This window comes from Streptococcus sp. HMSC072D07 (genome assembly GCF_001814835.1).
Taxonomy (GTDB): Bacteria; Bacillota; Bacilli; order Lactobacillales; family Streptococcaceae; genus Streptococcus.
The window spans coordinates 106,202-129,632 of sequence record NZ_KV818078.1 but is presented as its reverse complement, the minus strand read 5'-3'; the positions used below and the strand labels follow the sequence as shown (position 1 = coordinate 129,632).

24 protein-coding genes and 1 pseudogene are annotated in these 23,431 nt (G+C 42.8%); 2 read left to right on the top strand and 23 right to left on the bottom strand.

Annotated elements, in window-relative coordinates; genetic code table 11:
* Positions 1-20: 20 nt before the first annotated feature.
* The 9 genes from whiA to HMPREF2991_RS08420 form a co-directional block, all read right to left on the bottom strand.
* Positions 21-932: a DNA-binding protein WhiA gene (whiA, locus tag HMPREF2991_RS08465; protein ID WP_000011290.1), complete on the bottom strand. Its 912-nt coding sequence runs from the start codon at positions 930-932 to the stop codon at positions 21-23.
* Positions 929-1,906, bottom strand: coding sequence for a YvcK family protein (locus tag HMPREF2991_RS08460; protein WP_001231066.1), 978 nt, complete (start codon positions 1,904-1,906; stop codon positions 929-931). The genes whiA and HMPREF2991_RS08460 overlap by 4 nt, the downstream gene beginning before the upstream one ends.
* Complete coding sequence (gene rapZ / locus HMPREF2991_RS08455) at positions 1,903-2,793, bottom strand: RNase adapter RapZ (RefSeq protein WP_000163039.1); 891 nt, start codon at positions 2,791-2,793, stop codon at positions 1,903-1,905. Before rapZ ends, HMPREF2991_RS08460 begins: the two co-directional genes overlap by 4 nt.
* A 51-nt stretch (positions 2,794-2,844) precedes the next feature.
* The gene (locus HMPREF2991_RS08450; protein WP_070683848.1) at positions 2,845-3,225 is read right to left on the bottom strand and encodes a RidA family protein; all 381 of its coding nucleotides are present in this window, start codon (positions 3,223-3,225) and stop codon (positions 2,845-2,847) included.
* A gap of 9 nt (positions 3,226-3,234) precedes the next feature.
* Positions 3,235-3,822, bottom strand: a complete 588-nt coding sequence (yihA, locus tag HMPREF2991_RS08445) for a ribosome biogenesis GTP-binding protein YihA/YsxC (RefSeq protein ID WP_070683846.1) — start codon at positions 3,820-3,822, stop codon at positions 3,235-3,237.
* An 8-nt stretch (positions 3,823-3,830) separates the two neighbouring features.
* The gene (gene clpX, locus HMPREF2991_RS08440) at positions 3,831-5,063 is read right to left on the bottom strand and encodes an ATP-dependent Clp protease ATP-binding subunit ClpX (protein WP_002874765.1); all 1,233 of its coding nucleotides are present in this window, start codon (positions 5,061-5,063) and stop codon (positions 3,831-3,833) included.
* A 201-nt stretch (positions 5,064-5,264) separates the two neighbouring features.
* Complete coding sequence (locus HMPREF2991_RS08430; protein ID WP_070683844.1) at positions 5,265-5,771, bottom strand: dihydrofolate reductase; 507 nt, start codon at positions 5,769-5,771, stop codon at positions 5,265-5,267.
* Between the two features lie 118 nt (positions 5,772-5,889).
* Complete coding sequence (cmk, locus tag HMPREF2991_RS08425) at positions 5,890-6,564, bottom strand: (d)CMP kinase (protein WP_000849413.1); 675 nt, start codon at positions 6,562-6,564, stop codon at positions 5,890-5,892.
* Positions 6,565-6,573: 9 nt separating this feature from the next.
* The gene (locus tag HMPREF2991_RS08420) at positions 6,574-7,080 is read right to left on the bottom strand and encodes an SAG1386/EF1546 family surface-associated protein (protein WP_000410189.1); all 507 of its coding nucleotides are present in this window, start codon (positions 7,078-7,080) and stop codon (positions 6,574-6,576) included.
* A 45-nt stretch (positions 7,081-7,125) separates the two neighbouring features.
* Between HMPREF2991_RS08420 and HMPREF2991_RS10780 the strand changes: the two genes are divergently transcribed.
* Positions 7,126-7,329, top strand: a complete 204-nt coding sequence (locus HMPREF2991_RS10780) for a ferredoxin (RefSeq protein ID WP_002874767.1) — start codon at positions 7,126-7,128, stop codon at positions 7,327-7,329.
* A 75-nt stretch (positions 7,330-7,404) separates the two neighbouring features.
* On the opposite strand, the pseudogene HMPREF2991_RS11435 reads toward HMPREF2991_RS10780, so the two are convergent.
* The 8 genes and pseudogenes from HMPREF2991_RS11435 to HMPREF2991_RS08385 all read right to left on the bottom strand — a co-directional run.
* Positions 7,405-7,507: pseudogene (locus tag HMPREF2991_RS11435) on the bottom strand (glycosyltransferase); the annotation flags it as partial.
* A gap of 38 nt (positions 7,508-7,545) precedes the next feature.
* A complete protein-coding gene (locus HMPREF2991_RS08415) occupies positions 7,546-8,190 on the bottom strand; it encodes a hypothetical protein (RefSeq protein WP_070568480.1) in 645 nt (214 codons plus the stop codon).
* A 174-nt stretch (positions 8,191-8,364) separates the two neighbouring features.
* Positions 8,365-9,309, bottom strand: a complete 945-nt coding sequence (locus tag HMPREF2991_RS08410; protein ID WP_070683889.1) for a glycosyltransferase family 2 protein — start codon at positions 9,307-9,309, stop codon at positions 8,365-8,367.
* A 1-nt stretch (position 9,310) separates the two neighbouring features.
* A complete protein-coding gene (galE, locus tag HMPREF2991_RS08405; protein ID WP_070683842.1) occupies positions 9,311-10,330 on the bottom strand; it encodes a UDP-glucose 4-epimerase GalE in 1,020 nt (339 codons plus the stop codon).
* Between the two features lie 101 nt (positions 10,331-10,431).
* Entirely contained in the window at positions 10,432-11,535 is a 1,104-nt protein-coding gene (locus HMPREF2991_RS08400; RefSeq protein ID WP_070683840.1) for an NAD(P)/FAD-dependent oxidoreductase, read from the bottom strand.
* A 16-nt stretch (positions 11,536-11,551) separates the two neighbouring features.
* Positions 11,552-12,349, bottom strand: a complete 798-nt coding sequence (locus HMPREF2991_RS08395; RefSeq protein ID WP_070683838.1) for a Nif3-like dinuclear metal center hexameric protein — start codon at positions 12,347-12,349, stop codon at positions 11,552-11,554.
* Positions 12,336-13,013, bottom strand: a complete 678-nt coding sequence (locus HMPREF2991_RS08390; RefSeq protein WP_070683836.1) for a tRNA (adenine(22)-N(1))-methyltransferase — start codon at positions 13,011-13,013, stop codon at positions 12,336-12,338. Before HMPREF2991_RS08390 ends, HMPREF2991_RS08395 begins: the two co-directional genes overlap by 14 nt.
* A 101-nt stretch (positions 13,014-13,114) precedes the next feature.
* Positions 13,115-15,451, bottom strand: a complete 2,337-nt coding sequence (locus HMPREF2991_RS08385) for a cation-translocating P-type ATPase (protein WP_070683887.1) — start codon at positions 15,449-15,451, stop codon at positions 13,115-13,117.
* Between the two features lie 132 nt (positions 15,452-15,583).
* Here HMPREF2991_RS08385 and HMPREF2991_RS08380 point away from each other — a divergent pair, with 132 nt between their 5' ends.
* Positions 15,584-16,333, top strand: a complete 750-nt coding sequence (locus HMPREF2991_RS08380) for a lysophospholipid acyltransferase family protein (RefSeq protein WP_000500183.1) — start codon at positions 15,584-15,586, stop codon at positions 16,331-16,333.
* A gap of 42 nt (positions 16,334-16,375) precedes the next feature.
* Here HMPREF2991_RS08380 and HMPREF2991_RS08375 read toward each other — a convergent pair whose 3' ends face one another.
* The 6 genes from HMPREF2991_RS08375 to HMPREF2991_RS08350 all read right to left on the bottom strand — a co-directional run bounded on the left by HMPREF2991_RS08375 (position 16,376) and on the right by HMPREF2991_RS08350 (position 23,430).
* Positions 16,376-17,068, bottom strand: a complete 693-nt coding sequence (locus HMPREF2991_RS08375) for an alpha/beta hydrolase-fold protein (RefSeq protein WP_070683834.1) — start codon at positions 17,066-17,068, stop codon at positions 16,376-16,378.
* A complete protein-coding gene (locus tag HMPREF2991_RS08370) occupies positions 17,049-18,059 on the bottom strand; it encodes an ABC transporter substrate-binding protein (protein ID WP_070683831.1) in 1,011 nt (336 codons plus the stop codon). Before HMPREF2991_RS08370 ends, HMPREF2991_RS08375 begins: the two co-directional genes overlap by 20 nt.
* Before the next feature lie 19 nt (positions 18,060-18,078).
* The gene (locus tag HMPREF2991_RS08365) at positions 18,079-18,834 is read right to left on the bottom strand and encodes an ABC transporter ATP-binding protein (protein WP_070683829.1); all 756 of its coding nucleotides are present in this window, start codon (positions 18,832-18,834) and stop codon (positions 18,079-18,081) included.
* Between the two features lies 1 nt (position 18,835).
* The gene (locus HMPREF2991_RS08360) at positions 18,836-19,882 is read right to left on the bottom strand and encodes a FecCD family ABC transporter permease (protein ID WP_070683827.1); all 1,047 of its coding nucleotides are present in this window, start codon (positions 19,880-19,882) and stop codon (positions 18,836-18,838) included.
* A 434-nt stretch (positions 19,883-20,316) separates the two neighbouring features.
* Complete coding sequence (gene rpsO / locus HMPREF2991_RS08355) at positions 20,317-20,586, bottom strand: 30S ribosomal protein S15 (RefSeq protein ID WP_001018251.1); 270 nt, start codon at positions 20,584-20,586, stop codon at positions 20,317-20,319.
* A 144-nt stretch (positions 20,587-20,730) separates the two neighbouring features.
* Positions 20,731-23,430, bottom strand: a complete 2,700-nt coding sequence (locus HMPREF2991_RS08350) for an FtsX-like permease family protein (protein ID WP_070568451.1) — start codon at positions 23,428-23,430, stop codon at positions 20,731-20,733.
* Position 23,431: the final 1 nt, after the last annotated feature.

Sequence of the window (23,431 nt, the reverse complement as noted above, 5' to 3'; positions counted from 1 at the left end):
CGGATCAACGATTCGTGGTTTTATAGTTCATCTGCAATCTTGTTTATTTTTCTGAGTCTGTGGTTGACACCACTTTTGGTCAGGGGATTGCTCAGGCTATCCGCCAACTGCTGGATAGAGTAGTCTGGGTGCTGGATCCGTAAGCGAGCCACCTCCTGCAAATCCACTGGTAAATTTTCCAAACCCATTCTATCTTTGATTTTACTGATATTGTTGATAGTCTTCATACTAGCAGAAACCGTTCGAGCGATATTGGCTGTTTCAGCGTTATTGGCTCGATTGAGATCATTACGGGTTTCACGCAAAATCTTGACGCGCTCAAAATTATCACGCGCCTGCATGGCCCCAATCACAATCAAGAAATCCATAATGTCTTCTGCCCGCTGGAGATAGGTAACTGCACCTTTCTTTCGCTCAATAACCTTAGCGTCCAGCAAAAACTGCTGGAGGAGAGAGGCCAATCCTTGTGCATGGTCCAGATAAACGGAACTAATCTCCAACTGATACTTACCAGACTCCGGATCTCGGATGCTACCATTTGCCAGAAAGGCCCCACATAAGTAAGCACGACCAGCTTCTTCATCTGCTAAAATATCAGGATCAATGCCTGTCTCCAAACCAAAGAAAGAATCCGCAAGTCGCAAATCAGCCAAAAGCTCCTGCACCCTCTCATCGGTATAGACCGTGTAGACACGATTCTTGCGAAGATTGCTTCTCTGATGGTGTCGAATTTCTGACTTAATCTCATAAAAATGGAGAAAGGACTCATAGAGATGCCGAGCCAACTTAGCATTTTCAGTCACAACAGACAAGGTCAGGCCAGAAGTCGAGAGACCGATACTGCCAGACATCTTGATGATGGCAGACAATTCATGACGACTGAGATGGTGTTGACCAAGAATTTCTTCTTTTACTGCAACTGTAAAACTCATTTTCTCACCTGTATGATGCGCATCAATTCGTCTACAATCAAATCGCCATCATGGAAGGCTCCTCCATTTTCCAAACGAAGGAAGTTGGATGAAATCACACGAGGAACCTGCTTGCAAAGACCAGCAAAATCATGCTCTACCTGAACCAAATATTCATCAAAACGGTTGGTATCCATGTATTCTCTAGGAACCTTCTCGATATTAACTAAGACCGTATCGATAAAAGGCCGACCTAAGTGTCGATGGAGGACTTCCACGTGGTCACTGTCTGAAAAGTACTCTGTTTCCCCACGCTGGGTCATGATATTGCAGACATAGGCGATCTCTGCCTTAGTCTCCAAGAGAGCCTGCCCAATCTCCTCAATGACAATATTGGGCAAAATCGATGTAAAGAGGGAACCAGGCCCCAAGACGATCATATCACTCTCGAGGATAGTATTGACCACTCGACGGCTGGCTTGGGGTGTTTCATCATCCAAGGTATTGGTCACATAGACATGGTCGATCATACCTGGATGATCTGCAATGTGGCTCTCACCTGCCACCTCAGAACCATCTTTAAAGACTGCATGCAGTGTCAAAGGCTGATCGCTTGAGGGGTAGATTTTTCCTGTTGTGTGGAAAAAGAGACTTAGCAGCTGCATGGCATTATAAGTGGACCCTTGCATTTCAGAGAGCCCTGCTATGATGATATTCCCCAGTGGATGACCCGCAAATGCTCCGGCCTCTTCTGAGAAACGGTACTGAAAAACCTTCTCATAAAACTTGGGCATATCCGACATGGCCACAAGGACATTACGGAGATCACCTGGTGGTGTCAGCTGTTGGATATTCTTTCTTAGCTCACCAGAAGATCCACCATCATCAGCTACCGTTACGATGGCTGCGATCTCAACATCCTTTTCTCGCAAACTTTTCAAAATGACGGGGATACCTGTTCCTCCACCAATTACCGTTATCTTTGGTTTTCTCATGAACGGTTTACCGTTTCCTTTCTTCTGTCTTTGTCACGATGGCTTTCATTGACAGGCCAGTTTTTAGCAAGGTCCTCAGCGATTCGTTTTGCAAAGGCAACACTACGGTGCTGTCCACCTGTACATCCTACTGCAATGGTTAAAACAGACTTGCCTTCTTTTTTGTAACTTGGCAAAATGGGTTCAATCAAAGCGAGTAAGTGCTGATAGAAACTTTCAGACTCTTCATGATTCATCACATAGTCATAAACTGCTTGATCCTCACCTGTCTGATTGCGGAGTTCCGGAAGGTAGTATGGATTTGGCAAAAAACGGACATCAAAGACCAAGTCTGCATCGATAGGAATACCATACTTGAATCCAAAAGACATGACCTCGATACGGAAAGACTGGGCTTGTTCTTGGTCTGAAAATTGCTCAGCAATGGTTTTACGAAGTTCACGTGGGGTGAGTTCTGTCGTATCCACCACATTTTGGCTCATGTTTTTCAAAGGTGCCAAAAGTTCACGTTCCAGCTTAATGCCATCTAAAATTCGACCATCTGCAGCAAGTGGGTGACTCCGTCTGGTTTCCTTGTAACGGGCTACCAATTCCTTATCTGCTGCGTCTAAAAAGAGGATTTTGAAGTCCAAATCATCTTGGTTTTCCAATTCATCCAAAACAGCCTGAATCTCTGAAAAGAAGGAACGACTACGCATATCGACTACTAGGGCTAACTTATGGTCATCATCCTTGGTCTCTACCAACTGCAAGAACTTTGGTAAGAGGGCTGGTGGCATATTGTCAATCGTAAAATATCCCAAATCTTCGAAGGATTGAATGGCTACCGTTTTCCCTGCGCCACTCATCCCTGTCACAATTACCAGGTGAAGTTGTTTCTTTGTCATCTATCTCTCCTTATATCAAAAAAAGTTTGGCAGAGCCAAACTTCAACTAGCTTATCCAATCTCTGCGATCACTTCAATTTCGACTTTTACATCACGAGGAAGACGTGCAACCTCTACAGCTGAACGAGCTGGAAATTCCTCTTTAAAGGCAGTCTGGTAAACCTCGTTAAAAGGAACAAAGTCATTCATATCGCTCAAGAAGCAAGTTGTTTTGACAACGTGATCAAAGTCCGTTCCCGCTTCAGCCAAAATAGCACCAATATTTTTCAAAACTTGTTCAGTCTGTTCTCGGATCGTTTCTCCTACAATTTCTCCAGTTTCAGGTGAAAGAGGAACTTGACCGCTCGCAAACAAAAGATTGCCAACGATTTTCCCTTGAACATATGGTCCGATAGCCTTTGGAGCCTTGTCTGTATGAATTGTTTTTGCCATTTCTTTCCCTCACAATTTTTCTAATATTGCATTCCAAGCCTGATCCATCCCTGCCTTGCTGACAGATGAAAAGAGGATAAAGTCATCACTTGGGTCAAAGTTTAATTTCTTTTTGATTGCTGATTCGTGCTTGTTCCACTTACCACGAGGAATCTTGTCCGCCTTGGTCGCAACGATGATAACCGGAATCTCATAATACTTGAGAAATTCGTACATCTGCACATCATCTGCTGACGGGTCGTGGCGGAGATCCACCAAACTGACAACCGCACGGAGATTTTCCCGAGTCGTTAGGTACTCCTCAATCATGCGCCCCCACTTTTCACGCTCCTTTTTAGAAACGCGGGCATAGCCATAACCAGGCACATCCACAAAGCGCATCTTGTCATCAATGTTGAAGAAGTTGAGTAACTGGGTCTTCCCAGGTTTTCCTGATGTACGAGCAAGATTTTTGCGGTTCAACATGGTGTTGATAAAGCTAGACTTGCCGACATTTGAACGCCCTGCAAGGGCAATCTCTGGCAGGTCATCCTGCGGATAGTGGGACTTGTTTGCCGCACTGAGCAGGATTTCAGCATTGTGTGTATTAAGTTCCATAGTCACCTCTAGGCTGTTTCTAGGATGGGTTTTTCCGTTCCATCGACAGCTTCTTTTGTGATGCGGACCAATTTCACATTTTCTTGACTTGGCACTTCAAACATAACATCTAGCATGGTTTCTTCGATGATTGAGCGAAGACCACGCGCACCAGTTTTGCGTTCAATAGCCTTATTGGCTATTTCCTGAAGGGCTTCATCGTCAAATTCCAACTCAACATCATCATAAGAAAGCAAGGTTTGGTATTGTTTCACCAAGGCATTTCTTGGCTCTTTCAAGATGCGAACCAAGTCATCGACCGTCAATTGCTCAAGAGCAGCAAAGACAGGCAAGCGTCCAATCAACTCAGGGATAATACCGAATTTTTGAATGTCTTCAGCGATGATTTCTTGCATGTAAGAGCTGTTTTCGTCAATCGCCTTGTTATTTTGGCCAAAGCCAATAACTTTTTCACCCAGACGTTGTTTAACGATTTCTTCGATGCCATCAAAAGCACCACCCACGATAAAGAGGATATTCTTGGTATCCACCTGAATCATCTCTTGTTGTGGATGTTTGCGTCCTCCTTGAGGCGGCACGCTAGCGACAGTTCCCTCGATAATCTTGAGAAGGGCTTGTTGTACACCTTCACCCGAAACATCACGTGTGATCGACACATTCTCGCTCTTCTTGGCAATTTTGTCAATTTCATCTACGTAGATAATCCCACGTTCTGCACGTTCGATGTTAAAGTCAGCAGCCTGCAAGAGTTTGAGGAGGATATTTTCTACGTCCTCACCCACATAACCAGCCTCAGTCAGAGCTGTCGCATCTGCAATAGCAAAAGGCACATTCAAGCTCTTAGCCAAAGTCTGAGCCAAGAAAGTTTTCCCAGAACCAGTTGGGCCAATCATCAAGATGTTTGACTTCTGCAAATCCACATCTTCTGACTCTTCACGCGTATCATGGAAATTAATGCGTTTATAGTGATTGTATACAGCCACTGCCAAGGCACGTTTGGCACGATCCTGACCAATCACATAGTGGTTTAAGATATTTAGGAGTTCGATTGGTTTTGGTACTTCAGACAAGTCTGCCAAAACTTCCTCGGCCAACTCCTCCCGAATGATTTCCTGGGCCAACTCCACACATTCATTACAGATAAAGGCGTTGTTCCCAGCGATTATTTTCTTTACTTCTTCTTGGCTTTTGCCACAAAATGAGCAATAAACCATCATATCATTTTTCCTATTTGTAGGCATGATTTCCTTCCATTCTAATTTATCATTCTATCTAAAATAAGGTCATATAAAAAGCGTGGACACTGTTGACCAGATTGGTAAAAGCATTCAACCAGAGTAAGGCAGACAGTCCATAGCGCTTCTTACGAAAAGCCTGTGCTCCAGTCAAAATACAGATCACACACAAAAAAGCTGTAAAAAATCCAAATATACTGCGCTCCATTAGACTTCCTTTCTCTTTCGGTATTGGATGGTAAAATCATAGTTGTTTTTCTCATCTCGGGTGTAAGATTTGCTTGCAACCGTCTCAAAACGAGATAAGTCAAACTCCTCAGGGAAATATGTATCTCCCTCCACCTGAGCATGAATCTGCGTCACGATAATTTCATCTAAATAAGGCTCAAAAGCCTGAAAAATCTGCTTTCCGCCAAGGATATAGAGATTTTTTTCCTGACTCTGATACCACGCTAAAACAGACTCCACATCTTGAAATACGAGCGCCCCATCTATGACTTCTTCGCTATTGCGCGTTAAAATCAGGGTTTGCCGTTTTGGAAGCAGACGACGTCCCATTCCATCAAAGGTCACTCGTCCCATCAATATAGCATGATTTAAAGTTGTTTCCTTAAAATGTTGCAACTCTGCTGGCAAATGCCAAGGGAGACGATCTTCCTTCCCAATCACACCTTTTTCATCTTGGGCCCAAATGGCTATGATTTTCTTTGTCATGCTTCCGTCCTTTTTATTGATACTACTATTTTATCAAAATTCTCCCAAAAAGGCTGTTTTGAAACGCGCGCAAAAGAGAGAAAAGGAGCAGGCTTCATTTAGCCTGCTCCTCTCGTCCCTAGGACATATATTTTTTTGCTTCTGATTCGATTTTTTCGACCACTTCCTGGATACTCAGTCCAGTTGTGTCAAGGTAAACTGCATCCTCAGCCTGTTTGAGAGGTGAGGTTTCACGATGACTATCCTTGTAGTCACGCGCCGCAATCTCTTCTTTCAGCGTTTCAAGGTCTGTTTCAATCCCTTTAGCAATATTTTCCTTGTAACGACGCTCTGCTCTTTCTTCAACAGAAGCCACTAGGAAAATCTTGAGTTCAGCTTGTGGTAAAACAACTGTCCCGATATCACGCCCATCCATGACGATACCACCTTGCTGAGCAATCTCTTGCTGGAGCGAAACCAGTTTCTCACGCACCTCAGGAATGGCAGCAATGCTTGAAACCTTGTTGGTCACTTCATTTTCACGAATCGGATGAGTAATATCAACATCCCCTACAAAAACAAGTTGCTCACCTGTTTCTGAACGTCCGAAACTAATGGGGTGTTGGTTAAGAAGCTCAAGAAGTTGGTCTACATTTCCTGCATTCAACTGGTGTTTGAGCGCTATATAAGTCGCAGCACGGTACATAGCACCTGTATCGAGATAAGTATAACCAAAATCCTTAGCGACAATCTTTGCGACCGTACTCTTGCCACTCGAAGCTGGACCATCGATAGCAATTTGAATTGTCTTCATGACCGACTCCTATCTTGTCTTAATCACATCACCTGGGTTGGCAAACCAAGATCCAGATGACATATGAGAAGGATTTAGGGATTCTAGCTGGGCAATGGAAATCCCTGCACGCTGAGCAAGAGCTGCCTCTCCCTCTCCAGGCTGTACTGTAAGTGTTCCTTCACCCTCTGCATGTTCTTCCGAACTGCTTTCTGAAGGTGTTGATTCAGAAGAAGCTGTTTCCTCTACCTTGCTACTTGAAGATGATGATGCTTCCACTTTAGAACTTGAACTTGTAGAAGGAGACGATGCATCATAGAAGTCCTTCAAAGATGAAGTACGATTGCTTCCTCCGGTTGATAGGTAAATCAATACAACTACCATCGCTACAACGATTACAAAGAAGAGGCTGGCTAGAACCGTCAAGACACGATTCGCAACAACGCCTTTCCCTTTTTGTTTCCGGTGTCGACGCTCTGATCTTGTTTCTTCCTCATTGTTTTCGTAAATATCTTCTTGCCACGGTTCTTTTTCCATACCTTACTCCTTGTTTTTTTTACATTTTCTTATTACAATATAAATATGAAAGTCACACTTATACCCGAACGGTGCATCGCCTGCGGGCTTTGCCAAACTTATTCTGAACTCTTTGATTACCATGATAATGGAATCGTTCGATTTTACGATGATCCAGTTGAATTGCAAAGAGAAATCGCTGAGACCAGCGATGTTCTGGAGGCCATCAAAAATTGTCCTACACGTGCACTTCTAAAAGATCCATCGTAGGAAGCAGGGAATGAATGTTATTGATTTTTTCTCATTTTTCCCACACTTATTAGTTTAGCATATTTCTAGGTAAAATTATAGTCTTTTTTGGTTATTTTTTTCCTTCAATAATAGAAAGGTCACTTTTTTCTTTGACGAGATAGAGTGGTCTTTTTTTGGTCTCTAGATAAATCTTACTGTAACTTATAATCTAAATTTCTCAATGAGAATAGACTCCTACCATTCTATTTCCTTTACTTTCTTAACAAATTCGTCCCACTCTTGTATACAATCTTTGGATAAACATATATCCGTATAACTGAACGATAAATCTTTAATATTCTTCCACCAATCAAAAGAATTTCCCTCTTTTTCTGATTCTATTCTTTTGTTAACCATTTCAATAATTGTGTTATCTATCTCTTCCCTGTCATCTAAACTTAGAAATCTCCATTCAATTCCATTTGTATAAATTACTTTTTTATACCATAAAAGATCTCCAATAAGTTGTCCCATCTCTCTAGTTAAATGTTCAGAGCTGTTCGATAAGGTTGATTTGATTTTTTCCTCTGTAATTAAAGGATACTTTAAATTCTTAACTTCCACGCACCCTCGAAGTTTCTTCCATTCTTTATTTTTTATACTTTTTCTGGATTTGTTTTCATAAGTCTTATCTAAAATAACTATATCAGGAAAATTACTTAGACCATAATATATTTGTCCCATATTACTCTTTCTTCTTCCGAAAACATATCTTTTTGATAAACTATCTTTTAAAGTGGGCTTAATTATATCAGCAACTATAGGATACAATTCAGCCTCTACATAATTTTGGTTCTCTATTAGCCCGATTTCTTCAGTATAATCCTCTTTATTTAGCATAAAATAATCCTCCTAATTTTTTTATTTCTTAAGTTTCCACTTTTGCAGTAAATATCCCTACATAAATCCATTATACCGTATCAAATCCCTAGTTACTTTAAAGACCACCAAAAACCACCAAAATTCCGGAGTAAAAGAATTATAAAAACAAAAAGTAACTACACTAGATAAATTCTATCTTTGTTTTGACTTACCATCACTTTTTTCTTTGACGAGATAGAGTGGTCTTTTTTTGGTCTCTAGATAAATCTTACTGATATACTTACCGAGAATCCCAATCGTCAGGAGTTGAATCCCTCCAAGAAAGAGAATGACAGCCATCAGAGAGGTCCAGCCAGATGTCGGATTTCCCAAGATAAGGGTCCGAAACACCACAAAAACAGTCATCATAAAAGAAATAAAACAAGATAGGAGTCCCGCTACAAAGGCTATACTCAAGGGAAAATCTGAAAAGTTAAGAATTCCTTCAATCGAGTAGAAAAAGAGTTGTCTAAAACTCCAACTGGTCTTGCCAGCCTGTCGTTCAACGTTTGGATAATCAAGATAGTGCGTTTTAAAACCCACCCAGGCAAAGAGTCCTTTAGAAAAACGATTGGACTCGGTCAGGGTCAAAATAGCATCTACCACAGATCGTCTCATCATGCGAAAATCACGGACACCTGAGGGCAGAGCTACTGGGCTAATTTTTTGCATGAGGCGGTAAAAGAGGTCAGCACAGAAACTGCGGAAAAAGGGTTCTCCCTCCCGACTAGTTCTCCGTGTTCCAACACAGTCTATATCTGCATTTTGGTCTAGTAAGGCTTTCATCTCAAGTAGCATACTAGGAGGATCCTGAAGGTCTGCATCCATCACGACCACCAAGTCTCCAGTTGCATGCTGCAAGCCTGCGTATAAGGCTGCCTCTTTCCCAAAATTTCGTGAGAATGAGACATAACGGACCGTAGGATTCTGCTCCCGATAGGTCTTCAAAAGCTGCAGGGTCCCATCGATTGAGCCATCGTCTACAAAGACATATTCGACATCTGCTCCCAAGTCAGGAAGCAGAGCTTCCACAGACTGATAAAAAAGAGGAAGTACTTCCTCTTCGTTTAGACATGGGACGATGATTGAAATCATCATCTTAGTCTTCAAATCCATTTGGATGCTTGCTTTGCCAACGCCATGCGTCTTCACACATTTGGGTGATGTCGAGTTCTGCTTCCCATCCGAGCTCTGCTTTGGCTTTTGCTGGGTCTGAGTAGCAGGCAGCGATATCACCTGGGCGGCGTTCTACGATGCGGTAAGGAATAGGACGTCCCACTGCTTTTTCCATATTTTGGATAATTTCAAGAACGGAATAACCTTTACCTGTTCCAAGGTTATAAACATTAAGACCTGAACCTTTTTGGATTTTTTTCAAAGCTGCAACGTGACCTTTAGCTAAATCGACAACATGGATATAGTCACGAACCCCGGTTCCATCTTCTGTATCGTAATCATCTCCAAACACTTGTACTTGTTCTAGTTTGCCCACTGCTACTTGTGAAACATAAGGCAAGAGATTGTTTGGAATTCCGTTAGGATTTTCTCCCAAGTCTCCACTTTCATGCGCTCCGATTGGATTAAAGTAACGAAGCAAAACCACATTCCATTCTGAATCTGCCTTGTAGATATCCGTCAAAATTTCCTCTAGCATGAGCTTAGTACGACCGTATGGATTGGTCACTGAAAGCGGAAAATCTTCTAAGATTGGAACTGTATGAGGGTCTCCGTAAACTGTCGCAGAAGAACTGAAGATGATGTTCTTACATTTATTTTCTTCCATAGCTTTCAAAAGACTAACAGTTCCTGCGATATTGTTGTCATAGTAGGCAAGAGGGATGCGGGTTGATTCGCCAACAGCCTTCAAACCAGCAAAGTGAATGACACCAGTCGGTTCTTCCTGCTTGAAAATATCTCTGAGTGTATCTGTATCACGAATATCTGCCTCATAAAAAGGGATCTCAACTCCTGTGATTCTTTCAACAACTTCTAAACTTTTACGATTGCTATTGACAAGATTATCCACCACAACGACTTGATGACCTGCTTGGATCAACTCAATAACAGTGTGGGTTCCGATAAATCCAGCACCACCAGTTACCAAAATCTTTTCTTGCATCTTTCTTCCTCGATTCTCGGATTATTTTTTCTTATTTTATCATTTTTGATAGGGAATGTCATTTGACATCCTAAACTACCTGCTAAAATTTCAGTAAAATTTTATTCGCTTTTTACTCGTTTGACATAGTTTTCAATTGGATATTTTACTGGATCCAAAGTCAACTCCTTGTCTTGGACAAGTTGAGCTAGATGATATCCGATGATTGGACCCGTTGTGAGACCTGATGAACCTAGACCACTAGCCGCATAGGCACCTGCTAAGCCAGGTACTTCCCCAAAGAAAGGGGAGAAATCACTGGTATAGGCACGGATTCCTACTCGCTCACCTCTTTTAGTAGCTTCAGCCAAGGCTGGGTAGTATGGCAAGGCTGCTTCCTCCATTTGTTGAAGCAAGGTTTCATCTACCGTCAAATCAAATCCCATATCATTTTCATGGGTAGCTCCTAGGGACAATTTCCCACCTGCAAAAGGAATCAAATCCCACTCCCCTTCTGGCATGACAACAGGGTGAGATGCTAGGTCTTTAGAGAGCTGATAATCTCGGAGTTGCCCCTTTTGGGGACGAACATCTACCTCATATCCTAAAGGTTCCAAAATGTCCCCCAACCAAGCTCCTGTCGCCAAAATAACCTGATCAAACATCTCTTCACCAATCTGGTAACCGGATGCTAAAGGTGTCAGACTCACTTTTTCTTTGACCAGCTTGACTTGACTGGCTTCTAGCAAACGAGTCACTAAGAGGTGACCATCTACTCTCGCTCCACCAGAAGCATAGAGCAGGCGGTCAAATCCCTGCAAACCAGGGAATAATTCATTTGCAGATGCTTGGTCTAAAATGGCTAATTGACCTATCAAGGGAGATTCTTCCCTACGCTGAAGAGCTAGTTCATAGAGTTCTTCCAACTTGGATTCGTCCTTTTTCAAGAGATAAACTCCTGAGCGTTGGTAAAAGTCGATTTCCTGACCAGACTTTTCTAAATCAGCCAACAAATCCACATAAAAGTCAGCCCCCAAACGCGCCATCTTATACCAGACTTTATTACGGCGTTTGGAAAACCAAGGACTGATAATTCCCGCTGCTGCCTTGGTTGCCTGACCCTGACCATGGTCAAAAACTGTTATCTCTAGGTCAGCTTCTTTAGAGAGGTAGTAGGCAGCTGTCGCCCCCACAATCCCTGCTCCAATAATGGCAACTTTTTTCATTGTCTTCACCTTCTAACTAGATATGGTGGAAAGGATCGGTCGATGCTTGACTAGGCAAAATATCAATAGACCAGCCCTTTTCTGTCTTCCATTGAGTAAGGAGTGCAGCGATTTTTTCCACAAAAAGCACTTCGATATAATGTCCTGGGTCCAGTGCTAACAGGCCATCAGACAGCATATCCTGAGCTGTGTGATAGTAGATATCGCCAGTGATATAGACATCTGCTCCCTTAGCTAGAGCATCCTTATAGAAAGATTGGCCACTACCACCACAGATAGCCACTCTTGAAATGAGCTTCTGCAAATCACTCTCTTGATAATGCACCATTCGAAGACTATCAAGACCAAAGACTTGCTTGACATGCTGGGCCAATTCCCCAAATATCTGAGTTTGAATATTTCCAATCCGCCCAATCCCACGTCCTGGGCCTGTTTCTTGCAGATAGGTCGTGTCCTCAATACCTAGCATCTGGCAGAACCAGTCATTTAACCCGTTATCAACGATGTCAATATTGGTATGGCTGACATAAACCGCAATGTCATGCTTGATCAGGTCGATGTAAATCTGATTTTGCGGACGGCTAGCTACCAGATCCTTGATGGGACGAAAGATTGGCGCGTGCTTGACGATAATCAAGTCCACACCCTTTTCAATGGCCTCTGCCACCGTCTTTTCTCGAATATCGAGAGCCACCATGACTCTTTGGGTCTCCTTGTCTAGAGTACCGATTTGCAGGCCACGACTGTCACCCTCCATTGAAAACTCCTGAGGGCAAAAGCCTTCATAAGCTCTAATTACTTCACTTGCTAGCATGGAGCACCTCCTTGATGGCTTGAATTTTATCTACAAGAACTTGACGTTCCTCAATATTTTTTTCTGGGATTTGATTAAGGGCAAACTCTAACTTAGCAGCTTCTTTTTGCCATTTTTGGACAAAGACTGGGCTGACTTCTTTGGACAAGAAGGGACCAAAGCGAACATCACTGGCTGATAGCTTCATTTGTCCTGCTTCCACCACCAAGATCTCATAAAACTTACCAGCTTCTTCTAGAATGCTTTCTGCTACAATCTGAAATCCGTGCTCTTGTAACCAGATGCGCAAGTCGTCTTCACGATTATTGGGTTGGAGGATTAAACGTTCTACACTCGCAAGCTTATCCAATCCTTCTTCTAATATGGTCGCAATCAAACGTCCTCCCATACCAGCAATGGTGATAACCGACACTTGGTCTGCCTCTTCAAAGGCTGCCAAGCCATTGGCTAAACGGACTTGGATTTTCTCCTTTAGACCGTGAGCCTCAACATTTTTAACCGCAGACTGGTAAGGACCTTCCACCACTTCCCCTGCAATAGCGCTTTTGATTTGGCCTCTCTCAACTAACTCAATAGGCAGATAAGCATGGTCACTCCCCACATCTAGTAAAATAGCTCCCTGTGGTACAAAAGACGCCACCAATTCTAATCTCTTTGAAATCATCTTCTCTCACTTTCCAAAACTCTATTACCTCTTATTATACCATATTTCAGCTAGCAATCTTGCACCTAAAAAGACCGCAATCCACAGATTGCAGCCTTTCTTTATTTTCTGGCTTGGTAACGACTAGTCAAGATGAAAATCACGGTAAATACCAGCATCATGGCCCCATAAACAGGCAACGTTTGTCCTGTCAAGGTTGAAATTTCAAGCAACTTTTGGATCATTGGGAAAAGAGCTGTGGCTAGGAAACCACCTACTGACCAGACAACCAAGAGGACACGCCAGAGGGTAAATGGCATGCAAGCTCTAAATACGGATAAGAAACCGATAGACCCAAGGAGATAATAAAGTAGGGTTGAGATTTCTAACTCTGACCAACCCTGACTCGCGCCAAATATTTTCACAAAGAGAACGCTGAAGACGACCATGAGGGCACTTGGTAGGGCACGAAGCATGGATCTTCTGAGGAAGTTAGGCTCAACAGGCTTGATATTTCTCTCAAAAGTCAGGACGAATGGTGGGAAACCTTCCACGAACTGGTCAATCATGGTAATCTGAATCGGAATGAAGGGGAAAATCAAAATCCACTCAGACCGTCCTAGAAGAGCACTGGCGATACAGATGACTGCAAGCAAGAAGGAATAGATGGTCTTTATCAAGAAAATCGGTGCAATATGGGCAATGTTATTGACCACACGACGACCTTCAAAGAGAATCTCAGGAACATCATTAAAGTCTGAGTTCAAGAGAACCAGATTGGCAATCTGACGTGTTGCCGGATCTCCTTCTGCCATTACAATCGAACAGTCTGCTTCACGAAGAGCCAGAATATCATTGACTCCGTCCCCTGTCATGGCCGTTGTATGCCCTGCTTTTTTCAGCGTTTGGATGATGAGTTTCTTTTGATGAGGGGAAACACGACCGAAAATAGCTGTCTCTTCAGCCATGGCAATCAATTCCTCATCCGTGATTTTTGAGCAATCTACATAGCTGTGATAGTCTGCAAAACCAGCCTTTTGGGCAATGCTGGAAACCGTGACTGGATTATCACCAGAGATAATCTTGAGGCCTACTTCCTGGGAACGAAGATAGTCTAGTGTCTCAGCTGCTCCTTCTCGAATCGGATCCAAGATTTCCAGCAAGGCCAGGGCCTGAATATCAGATGGTTTCTGTGGTTTGTGGTGGTCTAGTTTTTCCTGACTAAGGGCTAATACCAAGACACGTGAACCTCTCTCTAGAGCCTCTCTGGCTTCAGGGACTTCATTGTCCAACAACATCTCGGGCGCTCCTAAGAAAACAGTTCCCAAATCTTCCAACTCCATAGCTCCCCACTTACGGTCGCTTGAGAAAGGAAGATTCGAAAGCATAGGATAGGAAACCTGACCTTGGAAACGCTGGCGAATGGCTTGGGCTGTTGGATTTTTATCCTCACTATGAGCTATGTAGCTGGTCAGAATGTTAGTAATAGCCTCATCATCATAAGTTTCCGTCAGAGGAAGAACCGCCTCCACCTGCATCTTTCCTTGGGTGATGGTGCCCGTTTTGTCCAGACAGAGCATATCCACGCGCGCCAAGGTCTCGACAGAGTACATCTCCTGCACCAAGACCTTTTTCAAGCCCAGCTTAATCACCGCAGTCAAGAGCGAAGTAATGGTCAAAAGGGCGATTCCCTTAGGCAACATTCCCAAAAGGGCTGTTGACGAATTTACAACGGATGACTTGAGGGGCAAGCCTTTTAACATCAAGGCTTCTAACAAGAGAGCTAGACCAAAGGGAATGATAATTTTCCCAGTAAAACCAGCTAGCTTGTCTAGCGATTTCATGATACGGGAGTTGATTGGTTTCACTGTCTTAGCTTCCAGCATGAGTTTGGCAGCATAGTTTTCTGCCCCGACATGGTGGACTTGAGCCAAAACTGCGCCACTGGCTAGGAAACTCCCTGATAAAAGCAAGACATCCACTTCTTTTTGCACCAAATCACTCTCACCCGTCAACATAGCTTCATTGACTTCCGCAAATCCTTCCAGAACCAGAGCATCACTAGGAATCTGCTCTCCAGCAGACAAACGAATGACATCTCCTAGAACCAACTCTTCTGGATCGAGAGCAACTTCTTGACCATCACGAATGGTTTTGACCTTTTCCTTGGTCATGAGATTGAGCTTGTCCACCATGTGTTTGGCCCGTAGCTCAGTCACAATCCCAGAAAAAGCATTAAAGCAGATAACGGCAAAGAAAACCAGATTGCTCCAAGCCTGCACAAAGGCTAGCGCCAGGGCAATAACAAAGTTTAATGCGTTAAAAAGTGTAAAAACATTTCGTTTAAAGATTTGCCAAGTACTGGTACTGGCTGAAGCGGTAAAGTCATTGACCAAACCTTGAGCCTGTCTTTCCTTGACTTCTCTTTGGGTTAATCCCATAATCTTATTTTTATCCATAAATTCTATCATATCATTTTTTTTAAAAGAATTCTAATCCCATCTAAAACTGTTGGCTGATAACTGAAAAAGTTTGCCAGTAGTCTTTTGATAAGGTATAATAATAAAAGCAATACAATCGAAGGAGATCTCATGTTTTATACTTATTTGCGTGGACTAGTCATGCTGATTTTGTGGTCCATCAATGGCAATGCCCACTATCACAATACTGATAAAATCCCTAGCCGAGACGAAAACTATATCCTCGTCGCACCTCACCGTACCTGGTGGGATCCTGTTTACATGGCCTTTGCGACCAAGCCAAAACAGTTCATCTTTATGGCCAAAAAAGAGCTGTTTAACAACCGTATCTTTGGCTGGTGGATCCGTATGTGCGGCGCCTTTCCTATCGACCGGGAAAAACCTAGTGCCTCTGCCATCAAGTACCCTATCAACGTCCTCAAAAAAAGCGACCGCTCTCTCATCATGTTCCCAAGTGGGAGCCGTCACTCAAATGATGTCAAGGGTGGAGTAGCCTTGATTGCTAAAATGGCTAAGGTTCGTATCATGCCGGTTACCTACACAGGTCCCATGACCTTGAAAGGTTTGGTTAGCCGTGAACGTGTGGATATGAACTTTGGAAATCCAATCGATATCTCAGATATCAAGAAAATGAATGATGAAGGGATTGAAATGGTTGCAGACCGCATCCAAGCTGAATTCCAACGTTTAGACGAAGAAACCAAGCAATGGCACAATGATAAAAAACCAAACCCACTCTGGTGGTTTGTCCGCATCCCAGCCCTCATCCTTGCTGTGGTTGTTGGTATCCTAACGATTATCTTTACCTTCATTGCAAGCTTTATCTGGAATCCAGATAAGAAGAGAGAGGCTCTTGGTTAAAAAATACAATTATCCCTTGGCTTTTGCCAAGGGATATTTCTTTTATTCGATTTTCCATTTTTGGGACAACCAGTTGGAAAAGGCTAGAAATCGCTCAGCCACTTGCTCATGATGCCCATAAGGATCAAAAACAAACTGCCCAGTCAGATAACGTTTCTGAAGGCTGGTATGAATCTGCTCAGCATAGACTGGTGCTTGAGCCAAGCGATTGGTATGATGAACTCCTTCTGTTTGACCATTCTGTAAATACAGCAAACAGTCCAAATTTTTCACCTTTTCATCTCTGCAATAAGTCGTAAAATCAGGATACCAAAAGGAACCGCAGATAGAGAAGATACAGGAGACCTTGTCAAAGCTGAAAAGACTGTATACTGCTGCCAGACCACCTAGTGAGTAACCTCCATAGGCAAGGCGATTTTTGTCCAGGCGATAAAGCGACTGCAGCTTGTCTAAAAGACCTCCAAATAAATGACCATGATAGGCATTTGCCTGACCACCAAAATCTGGAGCCCCATCCCTTAAAGCAGATGCCTTCCAGGGAGTGTAGTCATCTAGGCGATTTTTAGAGGTCAAGCCCACTAAAATCACAGATTCTGAAAGGGAAGATAGAGAATTCAAGTTTCCATCATTCAAGAGAATCGCTGGATAGGTTTGATTGGGATCATAGGTCGAAGGAAGGCTGATCTTAACTTGAATCCCTTCCCAATCAAACTCATTATTTATTGATAAAGTCATTGATTTTTTCAAGGGAATCGATTACTGCTGGACCATAATCCATCAACTCATCGTAAGAAATGGTCATGATTTTTTGATTCTTAATTGCAGGAACGTTTTCCAAAACTTCATTTGCCTTCATCAACTCTACTGCGTTGGCATCCAATTTTTTATTGCGGTCGCTGGTTACATAGATAATCAACTCAGGATCCATTGACACGAGATTTTCCAAGGTTAAGCCTGATGTTCCCGTTGCAACGTTGGTATAACCAAGTTGATTCAATAAGCTTTCTTGCAAAGCAGATTTGTAAGCACCGAAGGTTTCGTCATTATAAGCAACCATAATCAAAGCCTTTTTCTTTTCACCTTGGCTTGCAGGGTTTGCTTTCTTAACAGCGTCAATTTTAGCTTGTAATTGGGCTGCGTATTCATTGGCCTTGTCCTGCACATTAAAAATCATTCCAAAATTTTTAACGTCTTCTACGATATTTCCCAAATCTTGCTGAATCGTTGAGAGAGAAGCTTTTTGTGTATAGACTGGGATTTTATTTTCATTCCAAGTGCTAACTGTTCCCAAAGATTTTTCAGAAAACATCATGTTTCGACCCATCACCGCATCTGGTTCATAAGAAAGCACTGTCTCTTGTGAGACTGTTTTTTTATCGCCAATTTGAGGAATCGTCGCAATCGCGTCCTTGTATTTGTCTGTTACAGCATTGTCAGGGTTGAGCATGCCAGCAATTTTATCCTTCAAGCCTAACTCCAATAAGATTTCAGTTGTTGAAAGATTGTTGGTGATAACTTTTTCAGGTGCCTTGTCAAAGACTTGTTCGACTTCATTTCCCTTAACATCATAGGTTTTAACCGTTAACGGATAAGTCGTCTCTGTGCTGGCCTTTTGACTTGTTTCTGTGCTAGACTGCGTGGTAGCTTTTTCTGTAGTAGTGTTGCCACAAGCTGCCATGGTTAAGGTAGCTACTGTTACGAGTAAAATGCTTAGTGTTTTTTTCATCTTATTTTCCTTTTCATTCTTATAAATAGTGAATCATGGCTTGATGATCCTCGGTCCAAGTCACCTGACTTTGAACTCCGTATACAGTTTGCAATGACTCAGGGGTGATGGTCTCCTTTGGAGTCCCTTGGTAAAGGATTTCTCCCTCTTTCATCAGATAGAGATAATCCGAATAGCGACAAGCAAGTTGAATATCATGCAGGACAGCTAGAACATTGACCTTGAGATTCTTCACAATAGCCAACAAGTCTAACTGATACTTGATATCCAGGTGATTGGTTGGCTCGTCTAGGAGCAAGAGAGTCGGTTCTTGCGCCAAGGCGCGTGCTAATAAGACTCGTTGTTTCTCTCCCCCTGACAGAGACGAATAGAGACGAGTTTTCTTCTCAAGCATATCTACCTTGACGAGGGCATCTTGAACGAGGGAATAATCTCTTTCCTTTTCCTTCTGTAGAAAAGAGAGGTGGGGCGTTCTGCCCAGCAAGACGATTTCCTCAACTGTACAATCAAACTGCAATTGATTAAACTGGGTGACAACTGCCATTTGCTTGGCTGTTTCTTTGAGTGACCAATGCTCCAGCTTCTTTCCATCAAGGCTTATCAAGCCTTTGTCCGCCTTTTCCTGACGATAGAGAAGTTTAAGCAGGCTAGTTTTTCCACTTCCATTTGGTCCTAGTATCGTGTGAAATTGATGCCCCTCAACCTTAAGAGAAACTCCTTTGAGGATTTTTTTCTCTCCTAGTCCAAAGTGAACATCCTGACAAATCAAGTCCATATCAGGCCCTCACCTCCCTTCGCCTACCTCCAACAATGTAGATAAAGAAGGGAGCACCCACTAAGGCTGTGAAAATACCAATCGGCAGCTCAGCATTTGGAATGATGATACGGGAGAGTACATCTGCCCAGATGACAAAGAGGGCACCCAGTATGGTCGCAACAGGAAAAAGTCTCCTGTAATTCGTTCCTACTAACCCTCGAGCTAAGTGAGGAGTAATCAAACCAACAAATCCAATAATTCCACAAGTAGCCACCAAGACAGCTGTCAGCACAGCCACCACGGTCACATAAAGATACCAATAGAAGCGTAAGGGAATTCCCAAAGTTAAAGCAGCCTCATCTCCCATCATCATCGCATTAAAAACACGATACTGAGTAGCGAAAAATAGAAAGGCCAATCCTACTACTATAGTTGGCAGGAGCAAATCTGCCCAGGAAGTCCCAGCGAGCGAACCCATGGTCCAAAACTTAATGGTCATCACACTGTCCGCATTAGCTCCGACTGAGATAATAAAGTTGGAAAAAGCCAGAAAGAGAGCGTTGACCACCGTTCCTGATAAGATCAGACTGGAAGTCGTCATCCTTCCCTGCATAGAGGCAATGATGAGGACAGCAATTGTTGCCAAAATAGCTCCAAGAAAAGCTCCAAGGCTAATCATCACTTTCAAACCGAGAATGATGCTCAAAGTTGCCCCTAGAGTTGCACCCGCAGAAATTCCTAAGACATAAGGCTCTGCGATGGGGTTATTCACTGTGGACTGCATCACGCTACCACACATAGAAAGACCAGCTCCTACTATAAGCCCGAGCAATACTCGGGGGAATCTCATGTTCCATACAATGGCAAGAGTGGACTTAGAAACCTCTCCTATCTCAAGAGGAAACCCCAACCTGCTCAAAATAATCCGATAGGTATCGCCTAGATCAATCGCAACGGATCCCATAGAAACTGCTAGAAAAAGGGAAATCCCTAAAACAGCTAGCAAAATACCTAAAAGTAACACAAATTGCAGGTCCCGTCGGCTTCCAGAAAATTTGGAAAGCATGAAAACCTCCTTAAACAAAATTAAAAATTTAGAAAATTCTCATGAAAAGTATACCATATTTCTATTAGATGAACAAGGATGTAAATATATATAGAAAAAGCCATCTGAAGTCAGAGAGCTGATTTGAGCTCGGGCTAAAACGTTTATAGACTAGGCGACAAGCCGAAGATTGTACTATAAAACTAGTGAAAATAAAAAATCTCCCCGAAGGGAGATGATTTGGTTTATTTTACCTTACAGTGCTAGAAACCGTAACCGAAGATAATACTTTAGTATATCGAGGTAGGGTGACAAAAGTAAAAAAGCTCTCTGAATATCAGAGAGCTCAAGTCTTGCTGGATAAAACGTTTATAGACTAGGCGACGAGGCGAAGATTGTACTAATGGTACATCGAGCTGAAGCCAACGAAGTATAGAAACGTTTTAGACGCAAGATTAGCGACGAAGTCCAAGAGAGTTGATTAACTCACGGTAACGGTTAACGTCGTTTTTACGCAAGTATGCAAGCAAGTTACGACGGCGACCGATTTTCTTCATCAATCCACGGTAAGTAGCGTGGTCTTTTTTGTGTTGTTTGATGTGTTCGTTAAGGTGGTTGATTTCCCAAGTAAGGACAGCAACTTGAACCTCTACTGAACCTGTATCACCTTCGTGACGTGCATATTGTGCGATGATTTCATTTTTTTTCTCTTTTGAGATTGCCATGATGTTTCTCCTTTTTATTTGGCTTCATCCGAGTGACAGGTTGGCATGCCTGTAACCAAGAAGAAGTTATTTGTCTTTACGACAATTCTTATTCTACCAAGAAGCAGAGACTTTGTCAACTGATTTACTGTTTAAAACCTTGAATTACTCTACTGATTTCAGGGCTTCAAGCATATCCACCTTTCTCAAGTGGTGATTGACAAAGAGACCTAGTAAAGTCAAAATCACCGTCACTGCGACGATTGGAAGCGCATAGACTTCCCAGCTGACCTGAGGATAAAAGAGTATGGTGGCAGGTGAAATCATTTGTATCAAAAATTGATGTAAATAGTAGCCTGCTACCAAACCGAGAACAATCCCCACAAGGGATAGCACTATGGTCTCGCGGTAGATATAGAGGGTCACTTCTTTATTGTGGAAACCGAGAACCTTGATAGTGGAAAGTTCGCGGATACGTTCTTCCACATTGATATTGGTGAGATTGTAAAGAATGACAATGGCTAGTAAGACGGAAACAAGGACAAGGATTGCCATGGTTTTATTGAGAGAATTGGCTACAGATTCAAAGAGATGGATAGCCGTTGCATTTTGGACGACCCCAGAAACAGCAGCTTTTCCCATGAAAGTAGCCGCTTCTTTCTCCGTATTGGAAGGTGTTGGGTCTTTTAATTTTACTAGGTAGGTATTGTCTTGCGGACTGGTTCCATAGACTTGTTCGTAAGTCGCACGGTTTAGATAAACAAAGTGTCCAACATAGTTTTCAGAAATAGCCGCAACCTTGATTTCCTTCCCGTCAAGCTCCAGCTTGTCTCCAACCGTAACACTTGCTAATTGGGCTAATTTTTGACTCACGACCGCTCCATTAGTGACCTGCAACTCTCGCCCATTTTCCTCTAATGTGATAAAGGGATTGAAGTCTTCTCCACTAGTAACCATCATGGTGATGGTTTGAAGTCCTGCTTTTCCTTTGAAATCTTTTTCAATGGATTTAGAGTAAATCTTTTGATAAGCGTGGATCGATTCAGCTTGCAAGGCACTTTCCAGATCTGCTTTTTCTTGCTCCGTTGCACTGCTCTTTTCTGCTACAATCATCTGGTATTGCTGGATTTGTTCAAATTGGCGTTCGGAAACTCCTCCCACAGATGACTGAATACCAAGACCAGCAAATAAGAGAGCAACTGAACCTACAACTCCAAAAATGGTCATCAGCATCCGTTGCTTATAACGAAAGATATTTCTTGCCGTAACCTTATGAGTAAAACTCAAACGACTCCAAATAAAGCTCAGTCGTTCCAGCAAAATCTTTGATCCCTTAACGGGAGGTTTGGGAAGTAAGAGTTGGGCTGCTTCATCGTGCAACTCCCTTCGCGCCACCAGATAAGCCGGCAAAACACTAGATACCCAACTCAAGGCTAGGGCAAGGATACTATAAGACCAATAGAAATACTCGTGACTTTTTCCAACAACCATCCCAGCTGTTATAACATCTGAAATCACCCCTGCAAGAAGATAATGTCCAAGAAGTGTTCCTATAATGGTTCCCACAGTTCCTGCAAGAAAACCATAGAGGACAAACTTGGCAACAATATCTCGGTTGCGGTAACCCAAGGCCTTGAAAATACCTGCATTGGTGCGTTCTTCATCTACAAAGCGAGTCATCGTTGTAAAGGTCACCATTGCAGCGACCATATATAGCACCACTGGGAAGATATTTCCGACTGAACGAATGCTTGATGATGCATTGCTGTACATGAGGTAGCCTTGACCACCTGGCATGGTTTGGCGATTGTATACGTGGTATTTCGGCTCTGCCAGTTCATCAAGCTCTTTCTGACGCTGTTCAAGCTTCTCTTTTTCCTTAGTTAGATCACTCTCTGTCTGAGCCAGTTTTTCTTTTTTTGTCGCCAGTTCTTCCTTAGCTTTTGTCAGCTGTCCCTCGATTTGACTCTTTTGCGGTTCTGGTAAAGCGGTCGCTTGTTCTTCTTGCGTTTTCAAGCGACTTTCGGCCTGCTCTAACTGACTCTTGCCATTTTCAAGGTTGCTTTCAGCAGTTTGGAGCTGTTCTTTGCCCTCTTCCAAGCTCTTTTGCCCATTTGATTTGATACTTGCCAATCTTTTTTGACCATTATCAGCAAGTAAGTCTTGCAACTCTTCCTGATGTTGGGCTCGTTTGGTCTTATAGTCTGATGAAAAAGTATCCAGATTTTTTAAATCGTCATAGCGCACACGCGCAATACTATAAACATCTGAGTCAAACTGACTGGGTAAAATTACTCCATAGCCAGTCAGGTTGCCATTTCCACTACTAGCACTTCCTAAATCTTCTTTAGAAAGGATTTCACCCGACTCAACAAATCCAGTAATTGTAAAAGTTTGGGATTTTAGAACGGACTTTTCTTCTTTCTTAGTAAAGGTAATGGTCTCTCCAATATGATAGCGGTCTTTCCAGAAGTCGGCTAGGGCAATTTCCTCATCAGCTTCTGGCAGTCGCCCTTCTGTCACTTGGAAGGTTGAAATGCTCTCTGGTTTGGAATAAAGTCGAACCGCTTCTTCACTATGTTCAACGGTTAGGTCTGCCATATAGCCAAACTCAACACTTGCTCCTTGAAGGGTCTTTAGTTCGTCTTGGTCTTCTTTGTCCAAGCCATAATCAGCTATCACGGCCAGGTCCAGAGTATTGGCTTTACGGAGATAATCCTCTGCCGTACGTTCCATGTTGGGACTGGCCACCTTGAGACCTACTAGGGCTAGAGAACCCAGCATCATCAAGGTTAAGATAGAAACAAAGCGTCCCTTTGAAGTCGTCACTGACTGAAATAGGTCTTTCTGATATGTTTTTTTCATG